At 60.1% G+C, this 8,689-nt stretch carries 6 protein-coding genes; 5 read left to right on the forward strand and 1 reads right to left on the reverse strand.

Features of this window, described 5'->3' with window-relative positions; genetic code table 11:
* Positions 1-146 precede the first annotated feature (146 nt).
* From acs to AC3WN7_RS28390, 5 genes are all read left to right on the forward strand, one after another.
* The gene (acs, locus tag AC3WN7_RS28370; RefSeq protein WP_102675823.1) at positions 147-2,084 is read left to right on the forward strand and encodes an acetate--CoA ligase; all 1,938 of its coding nucleotides are present in this window, start codon (positions 147-149) and stop codon (positions 2,082-2,084) included.
* A gap of 116 nt (positions 2,085-2,200) precedes the next feature.
* Positions 2,201-3,070, forward strand: a complete 870-nt coding sequence (locus AC3WN7_RS28375; RefSeq protein ID WP_102675824.1) for an oxygenase MpaB family protein — start codon at positions 2,201-2,203, stop codon at positions 3,068-3,070.
* 171 nt (positions 3,071-3,241) lie between these two features.
* Positions 3,242-4,258, forward strand: coding sequence for a class I SAM-dependent rRNA methyltransferase (locus AC3WN7_RS28380; RefSeq protein ID WP_102675825.1), 1,017 nt, complete (start codon positions 3,242-3,244; stop codon positions 4,256-4,258).
* A gap of 93 nt (positions 4,259-4,351) precedes the next feature.
* On the forward strand, positions 4,352-7,309 hold the full coding sequence (locus AC3WN7_RS28385) for a DUF748 domain-containing protein (RefSeq protein WP_102675826.1): 2,958 nt from the start codon (positions 4,352-4,354) through the stop codon (positions 7,307-7,309).
* The gene (locus AC3WN7_RS28390) at positions 7,309-7,602 is read left to right on the forward strand and encodes a DUF2845 domain-containing protein (RefSeq protein ID WP_007970547.1); all 294 of its coding nucleotides are present in this window, start codon (positions 7,309-7,311) and stop codon (positions 7,600-7,602) included. The genes AC3WN7_RS28385 and AC3WN7_RS28390 overlap by 1 nt, the downstream gene beginning before the upstream one ends.
* Before the next feature lie 267 nt (positions 7,603-7,869).
* On the opposite strand, the gene AC3WN7_RS28395 is transcribed toward AC3WN7_RS28390, so the two are convergent.
* Positions 7,870-8,226 (reverse strand): BON domain-containing protein, encoded by a 357-nt coding sequence (locus AC3WN7_RS28395; protein WP_056728649.1) that lies wholly within the window; start codon positions 8,224-8,226, stop codon positions 7,870-7,872.
* Between the last annotated feature and the right edge of the window lie 463 nt (positions 8,227-8,689).

Raw genomic sequence — 8,689 nt, forward strand, 5'->3', positions numbered from 1 at the left:
GGGGCCGGTACATTCAACAACCTTGTTGACTGTGCCGGCCCCTTCGCGAGCAAGCCCGCTCCCACAGTTGTTTTGTATCTGACTTGAACCCATGGACCTCTCGGCGCATCTTTATCCTTGTCGCAAAACAAGAATAAGGAACCGTCATGTTCGATATCAGCAAGTTCCCCAACGCCGATGCCGTCCGCCGGGCTGCACAATTGAGTCAAGACGACTATCAGCGCCTGTACCGCGAATCCATTGAACACCCCAGCACCTTCTGGGCCGAACAGGCCACGCGTTTTCTCGACTGGAGCGCGCCCTGGGAAACCGTCCAGCGCTACAACCTGAAGACCGGCGAGGCCAGCTGGTTTGCCGGTGCGCAATTGAATGTCAGCTACAACTGCATCGACCGGCACCTGGAGAAACGCGGCGATCAGGTCGCCATCATCTGGGAAGGCGACGACCCTGCCGACTCGACATCGATCACCTACAAACAACTGCATGAAAACGTCTGCCGCCTGGCCAACGTGCTGAAAAGCCGTGGCGTGAAAAAAGGCGACCGCGTGTGCATCTACATGCCGATGATTCCCGAGGCAGCCTACGCCATGCTTGCCTGTACCCGCATCGGCGCAGTGCACTCGGTGGTGTTCGGCGGTTTCTCCCCGGACTCCTTGCGCGACCGCATCCTCGACGCTGACTGCCGCACCGTGATCACCGCCGACGAAGGCGTGCGCGGCGGCCGGCCCGTGCCACTCAAGCAGAACGTCGACAAGGCGCTGCAAAGCTGCCCGAACGTGAGCACCGTGCTGGTGGTCGAGCGCAGAAACGTACAGGTGAATTGGGTCGAAGGACGGGACATCAAGTACCAGCAGGCCCTGCGCGAAGCCAACACCGATTGCCCGCCCGAGCCGATGGACGCCGAAGACCCGCTGTTCATCCTCTACACCTCCGGCAGTACCGGTAAACCCAAAGGCGTGCTGCACACCACCGGCGGCTACCTGCTGCAAGCGACGATGACCTTCAAGTACGTGCTCGATTACCGCGATGGCGAAGTTTTCTGGTGCACCGCCGACGTCGGCTGGGTCACTGGCCACAGCTACATCGTCTACGGTCCGCTGGCCAACGGCGCGACCACGCTGATCTTCGAGGGCGTGCCGAGCTACCCGACGACCTCGCGCTTCTGGCAGGTGATCGACAAGCACAAGGTGAACATTTTCTACACCGCCCCGACGGCCCTGCGCTCGTTGATGCGCGAAGGGCCCGCCGCGTTGAAGGAAACCTCCCGCGCCAGCGTCAGACTACTCGGTACGGTCGGCGAACCGATCAATCCGGAAGCGTGGGAGTGGTACTTCCATGAGGTGGGCGAAGAGCGTTGCCCGATCGTCGATACCTGGTGGCAGACCGAAACCGGCGGCATCATGCTCAGCCCTTTGGTCAGCGCCCAACGGATCAAGCCCGGTTGCGCCACACAACCGATGTTCGGCGTGCAGCCGGTGCTGCTCGACGAGCAAGGCAAGGAAATCAAAGGCGCCGGCAGCGGCGTACTGGCCATAAAATCCAGCTGGCCGGCGCAGATCCGTAGCGTCTATGGCGACCCGCAGCGCATGGTCGACACCTATTTCAAGCCGTATCCCGGTTACTACTTCACCGGCGATGGCGCGCGGCGCGATGAAGATGGCGACTACTGGATCACCGGGCGCATCGACGATGTGATCAACGTGTCCGGCCACCGTATCGGCACCGCCGAAGTGGAAAGCGCCCTGGTGCTGCACGACAGCATCGCCGAGGCCGCTGCGGTCGGTTACCCCCACGACATCAAGGGCCAGGGCATCTATGTCTTCGTCACGCCCATGAACGGCGTCGAAACCAGCGATGAACTGAAGCAGGAATTGCTGGCCCTGGTCGGCAAGGAAATCGGCAGTTTCGCCAAACCGGACTTGATCCAGTGGGCGCCAGCCTTGCCGAAAACACGCTCAGGCAAGATCATGCGGCGCATTCTGCGCAAGATCGCCTGCAATGAACTGGACAGCCTGGGCGATACTTCGACCCTGGCCGACCCGAGCGTGGTGCAGGGCCTGATCGACAAACGCCTGAATCAATAACGTGCCTTTGTAGGAGCGAGCTTGCTCGCGATGAACTCAAGCGCGCCGCGTGTATTCAGGAAAAACGCGTTACCGTTAACGACCATCGCGAGCAAGCTCGCTCCTACAGAGTCGCCATGGAATTCATCCGCACCCGCATCGAAACCCAGATCATGAGCCTGACCGGTTTGTCCCTTGGCAAGCTCGACCTGGAAAACCCCAAGGGCGACCCCGGGCTGTTCGGACCGGACTCGGTGAGCTGGCAAGTCCATGGCGATTTCAGCAGCATGCTGATCGGTGGCATCAGCGCCCTGATGCTGCAGGCCCTGCACCCGCTGGCATTGGCCGGGGTCTGGGACCATTCGAATTTTCGTGAGGACATGCTCGGTCGCTTGCGCCGCACCGGGCAGTTCATCTCCGGCACCACCTTCGGTTCGCGGCAAGACGCCGACTGGTTGATCGAGAAGGTTCGCACCATTCACTTGCAGGTGACCGGCACGGCGCCGGATGGACGCCCCTATGCCGCCAGCGATCCCGATCTGCTGACCTGGGTGCACGTCGCCGAGGTCAGCAACTTCCTCGCCGCGCATTTACGCTATCGCAACCCGCATCTGTCCCCAGCCGATCAGGATCGCTATTACGCAGAGATCGCCTTGGTCGCCGAGCGTCTCGGTGCCCGGGATGTGCCCCGTTCGCGACAGGCCATTGCCGACTACCTTGAGCGCATGCGCCCGCAACTGCTGTGCGACGAGCGCAGCCGCGAGGTGCTGCGCCTGTTGTTGAACGCCCCCTCTCCCAGTCGTTTGGCCAAGCCGTTCGGCGGGCTGATGATGCAGGCGGGGATCGATCTGCTGCCGGATTGGGCCAGTGACATGCTCGGCGTCAGCCAGAACCCGCTGCAACGCAAGCTGATCCGCGCCAGCGTCAATCGCAGCGCGCCAATGCTGCGCTGGGCGGTGCGTAATGGATCGGTGCATCGGGCGAAGCGACGGATGGGAATTACTTAGAAAGAATAAAATCAAAAGCTTCGCGAGCAAGCCCGCTCCCACAGGTTTTATGTCATGCGCAACAGGTGTGATCTACCTGTGGGAGCGGGCTTGCTCGCGAAGGCAGCGCCTCGGTCCCACGCCAAAACTGTTAAACTCCCGCGCCCAATTCTCTCCTGCAAGGCGCCCAGCATGTCTTCCTTGAATCAGGCGCTGCGCGCCGCCCTCGATCAACGCCAGGACCTGCTCGCCGAACTGCACCAGCAGGGCACCGACTGCTATCGCCTGTTCCACGGCAGCCAGGAAGGTGCCGGTGGCCTGACCATCGACCGCTACGGCCCGCAATTGCTGGTACAGAGCTTCCACCAGCCGCTGGAGCGCGAGGCGCTGCTGCAACTGCACGTCGCGATCAACCAATACCTGGGTTTTGAAACCCTGCTGGTCTACAACGACCGCTCCCGCGGCAACTCGCGCATCGATCGCGAAGACATCGTCTACCGCGCCGACGAGGCCGCCCTGCAAGACCTGGTCGGCCACGAATGGGGCCTGAACTATCGGGTGCGTGGCCGCCATGCCGGACAAGACCCGCTGCTGTTCCTCGACCTGCGCAACACCCGCGGCTGGGTCAAGGATCACAGCAAAAACAAAAGCGTGCTGAACCTGTTCGCCTACACCTGTGGTGTCGGCCTCAGTGCCGCCGCCGGCGGTGCGCGCGAGGTGTGCAACCTGGACTTCGCCGAAGGCAATCTGGCGGTCGGTCGCGAGAACGGCCAACTCAACCCGCAGTTGCCGACCATGGAATTTATCCAGTCCGACTACTTTCCGGCCATTCGCCAACTGGCCGGCCTGCCGATCAGCCAGCGCCGCGGGCAAAAACTGCCGAGCTATCAGCGCCTGGAACAGCGCCAGTACGATCTGGTGCTGCTGGACCCTCCGGCCTGGGCCAAGAGCGCATTCGGCACCGTCGACCTGCTGCGCGACTATCAGAGCCTGCTCAAGCCGGCCTTGTTGACCACCGCCGACAACGGCGTGCTGATCTGCTGCAACAACCTGGCGAAAGTCAGCATGGACGATTGGCGCGAGCAGGTTTTGCGTTGTGCGGAGAAGGCCGGGCGGCCGGTGCGTGAATGGAGCGTGATGAAACCAGGCGCCGACTTTCCGTCGATGGATCAGCAACCACCGCTGAAAACCCTGATTCTGCAGCTCTGACAGCTGTGGGGGAAATCTGAAACTTCCTCGACAGTTCAATCACTTCGGAACCGGAAACGCGTGCCATACTCCAAGGCACTCCGATTCAGACAGATGAAGCCGCACATGTACAAAGGATTGATTCGCGCCATCGGCGCCTTGTTGACTGCTCTGGCTCTCTACAGCTTGCTGGGTTTTCTGATTTTACCGGGTGTGGCGTTGCGCATTGCCAACCAGCAACTGGCCAACTACGCCACCACCCCCGCCACGATCCAGCGGATCGAGTTCAATCCGTTCAGCCTTGAACTGACCCTCTGGGGCTTGAACATCGGCGAGCCCGGCAAGGAGCAGGTCGCTTTCGAACGTTTGTACGCCGATCTGCAACTCGACAGCCTGTGGACCAAGGCGGTGCACCTGTCCGATGTCGAACTGGACAAGCCCAAGACCGAAATCCTGTTCGGCAAGGACGGCAAACTCAATCTGCTCGGGCTGTTCAAACTGCCAGCAAGCGAACCCACGCCCGCAGACCCGAACGCCAAGCCGTTTCCGCTGCGCATCGAGCGCATCAAGCTGGCCGGCGGCGCCCTGCACTTTGTAGACGCCCGGCCCAGCGAGCCTATCGAGTTTCTCTACGACACCCTCGATTTCGAGCTGAAGAACCTCAGCACCCTGCCCGATGACAGTGCCGACATGACCCTGGTGGCCGTCGGCCCCAATGGCGGACAGATCGACTGGACGGGTAATTTCAGCCTGATCCCGATCGCCTCCGAAGGTAAGCTGAAAATCACTGATGGCAAGATGAAAGCCTTTTGGCCCTATGTGCGCGATGCCGTGCCACTGGACCTCGAAAACGGCGTCATGAGCATCAGCACCGACTACAAACTCAGTCTGTCCAAGGAAACCGAGCTGCTGTTGAGCAATGTAGCGGTCACTGTCGCCCCCTTCGCGATCAAGGCGCCGGATGGCCGGCCGCTGGTAAAGCTTGAGCGCCTGGACGTCAGCGAAACCACGGTGGACCTGGCCAAACAGCAGGTGGTGGTCGGCAAGATCCGCAGCCACAAACTGGAAACCTGGGCCGCGCTGGAACCGGACGGCCAACTCGACTGGCAGAAACTGTTCGCCAGCCAACCGTCAAAAGCCACCGCCAAAGCCAAGGCGGATGCCGAACCGGCCAGCACTCCGGCGGCGGCAGACTCACCGAAACCCGAACCGGGCGCACCCGACAAACCCTGGCAGGTGCTGCTCAAGGATGTGCAACTGCGCGACTACAAGGTGCATCTGGCTGACCGCAAGGCGCAGCCTGCCGTCGCCCTGGACCTGGCTCCGCTGAACCTCGACCTGCAAAACTTCGACAGCCTCAACGGCTCGCCCTTTACCCTCAAGCTCGATACCGGCGTGGGCAAGCAAGGCAAGATCATGGCCGACGGCGAGGTCAATCTGGCCCCGGTCAGCGCCAGACTGAAGGTCCAGACCAGAGACATCGACCTGCGGGTTGCCCAGTCCTACATCACGCCCTTCATTCGCCTGGAACTGCGCAGCGGCATGCTCGGCAGCGATCTGGCGGTCAACCTGCAAAGCACCGAACCCCTGGCTTTTAACGTCACCGGTCGCGCCCAGGTCGATCAGTTGCATACCCTGGACACCCTGAAAACCCGCGACTTCCTCAAGTGGCAACAGGTCGTGGTCGAAGGCCTGAACTATCAGCATGGGGACAGCCTGTCGATCGACAAGGTCAACCTGTTCCAGCCCTATGCGCGTTTCATGATCAACGATGATCGCACCACCAACATCGACGATCTGCTGATTGCGCAACCGGCGGACTCCGGGGCAAAACCGGCAGCGAGCAAACCGACAAGCAACGAAAAACCTCTTGGCATCCACATCGGCGGCATTTTCATCAATGACGGTTCGGCCAACTTCGCCGACTTCAGCCTGACCCCGAACTTCGCCACCGCCGTCCAGCAACTCAACGGGCAGATCGGCACCATCGACAGCCGCCAGCGGAAACCGGCCAGTGTCGACGTCAAGGGCAAGGTCGACCGCTACGCGCCGGTGACCATCAAGGGCTCGGTCAATCCGTTCGACCCGATGGCCAGCCTCGACATCGCCACCAGCTTCAAACGCGTGGAACTGACCACGCTGACCCCCTACTCCGGCAAGTTCGCCGGCTACCGTATCCGCAAGGGCCGGCTCAATCTCGACCTGCATTACCAGATCACCAAGGGGCAGCTCAAAGCCGAAAACAAAGTGGTGGTCGAGCAACTGCAACTGGGTGAAAAAGTCGACAGCCCGGATGCCGTGAGCCTGCCGCTGAAACTGGCCATTGCCTTGCTCAAGGACGTCGACGGCAAGATCTCCATCGAACTACCGGTCACCGGCGATCTGAACAACCCTCAGTTCAGCGTCATGCCGATTATCTGGCAGACCCTGCGCAACCTGATCGTCAAAGCCGCAGCGGCGCCGTTCAAACTCATTGGCGGGCTGGTCAACGGTGGCGGTTCGGAAGACCTGGGCAGCGTTTCATTCGCGGCAGGCTCCAGCGAATTGGGCAAGGACGCCGAAGGCGCCCTGGACAAACTGTCCAAGGCGCTCAAGGAACGCCCGGCCCTGCGCCTGGAAATCGAAGGCACTGCCGCCCAGAGCAGCGATGGCCCGCTGATCGCCGAACAACGCCTGGAACGGGAATACCAGTACAACTACTACAAGATGCTCCAGCGCCGCGGGGACAAGGTTCCGGCCCAGGCTTCGTTGCTGGAAGTGCCGGACGGGGAAAAAGGCCCGTTGCTCGAAGGTATCTACCGCACCCGCCTTAAAACCCAGCCCCCTGCCGAATGGAAGGACCTGGGCAAGGAAGAGCGCACCGCGAAAATGCGCGCCGAGGTGATCAAGTTCTGGAGCTCCAGTGACGTACTGTTGCGTCAACTGGGTCAGGAGCGCGCCAGCAGCATCAAGGATTACCTGGTCGACAAGGCCAAACTGGAAGATCAGCGGGTGTACTTCATCGACGCCAATCTGGGCGAAGCGCAAAGTGACGGCCGCGTGGTGACACCGATGCATCTGGATGCCGAGTGATGATGCGGCGGCTGGCAAGCCTGGTCCTGGCGCTATCCGCCAGCCAGGCCTGGGCGGCCGATACCCTGCGCTGCGGCAGCCAATTGATCAGCGTCGGTGATCGATCGAGTGAGGTGGTGCAGAAATGCGGTGAACCGGTGAGTCGCGACCTGCTGGGTTACAAGCGCAGTGCAGACCGGCGCGAGGAGTTTCAGGTCGAGGAATGGACCTACGGACCGAATGGCGGCATGTATCAATACTTGCGGTTCGAAGGTAATCGGCTGAAGCAGATCACCAGCAAACGTGGCAATTGATTAACCACGATTCAATGTGGGAGCGGGCTTGCTCGCGAAAGCGGTTTTTCATTCAACGCATGTGTTGAATGTCAGTCAGCCTTCGCGAGCAAGCCCGCTCCCACAATTGTTTACGGCGCACCACATAGAACAGGCCCCGGCAAAAATGCGCGGGGCCTGTGGTGGCCAATATCCGTTTGGCCCTTCGCATGAACACTCAGGTTGCAACAGACGTATGACTCGGCTCGTCTGTCGCGCCGTCTCCCGGTCCAGGCGAGAAGTCTTGCCTTACTCGGCTTTCAGGCCGTCAGCGGAGACCGCCTTGACGCCTTTGATTTTTTTGGTGATGGCCACAGCCATTTCCTTTTGCGAATCGGTCACGGCGGTGGTCGACGACAGCGATACCACACCTTTGTTGGTTTCAACCTTGATGTCGCTACCTGGGATGCCTTTTTCGGTCATCAGGTCAGCTTTGACTTTGGTGGTGATCCAGGTATCGGAAGTAGCTTCTTTCGCTTCGGTCATCTCACCGGCAGCCAGCACCATTGGCGACTGGGTTGCCTGGGTGGTTTGAGCAAACGCGGCGTTGGCCATGGTCAGGGTCAGCGCGGTAGCAGCAGCGGCAGTGATAGCGAACTTCTTCATACGAGTAACTCCTGTTTTTCGGAAAGTCTGCCGGGTGTCTTGTCGGCAGGGTTACCAAGGATATTGCGAACGCTGTGCCAACTTTGAAACCAAGGATAAAACCTTATAAATCAACAAGTTATAAAATCAGCTAATTTTCGGAATCATGCAAAATGCACGAGATGCACAAACACTGCATGCAAGTTGCAGGTTTATGAAAAGTTCCTAAGATGCTGAAATTTCTGAGCTTTATGAGCGGCTTTTGACGACCGGTCGACAAACAGGAAAAACCCCGCAAAAGCGTAATGCTGTTCAGTTAGGGATTCTGTAGGAGCGAGCTTGCTCGCGATGGACTCAAGAGCGCCGCGTTTAGTCAGTAAACACGCGGCATCGTTAACGACCATCGCGAGCTAGCTCGCTCCTACAGTGGATCACTCTCGCTTGACTGAACAGCATTGCGCAAAAGCGGGGGAATTGATTGAGC

The organism is Pseudomonas sp. FW305-70 (genome assembly GCF_058783925.1).